Genomic DNA, 497 nt, shown 5'->3' with positions numbered 1-497 from the left:
CCGGCGGGTGTCGTCGGGGACACGGTGACCTATGCGCTGGTTCTGAACCCCGGTGCGAAGTTCGGTATCGATGCGGCGACGGGCCAGATCACGCTTCTGGGCGCGGTGAACTACGAGGCGACGACGGCGGAAGATCCCGACCTTCAGACCGAGAATGCGGGAACGCCGCTGGAGCGGAAGTTCTATACGCTGCGGGTCAAGGCGAGCGACAGCGCGACGGGTCTGTCGTCGGACGAGAAGACGGTGGTGGTCTACGTCAACGACGTGAACGAAGCACCGACCGGATTGGCCTTCGCCGACGGGACGCGCAAGGCGACCATTGGTGCGAGCGCCCAGGACGGGTCTGTCGTGGGCGATCTGACGGCGCTCGATCCGGAGGGGGATGTCGGGCTGATCTACGCGTTCGACACGAGCGGCAATGGCGGCTCGAGCGGCAGCGGCAATGCGGGCGGCCGCTTCAAGATCGAAGACGGGCAGCTGAAGGTCGCGGCGCTCAC

Annotated in this window: 1 protein-coding gene; it reads left to right on the top strand. The window is 66.4% G+C overall.

Features of this window, described 5'->3' with window-relative positions; all coding sequences use genetic code 11:
• The coding region (locus tag AB4072_RS17130; RefSeq protein ID WP_441969939.1) for a cadherin repeat domain-containing protein at positions 1-497 on the top strand (497 nt) is incomplete at both ends.

This window comes from Microvirga sp. 2MCAF38, assembly GCF_052115485.1.
In the GTDB taxonomy this organism is placed as follows: domain Bacteria; phylum Pseudomonadota; class Alphaproteobacteria; order Rhizobiales; family Beijerinckiaceae; genus Microvirga.
The sequence above is the reverse complement of the archived record's forward strand: the minus strand, read 5'-3'. Positions and strand labels throughout refer to the sequence as shown.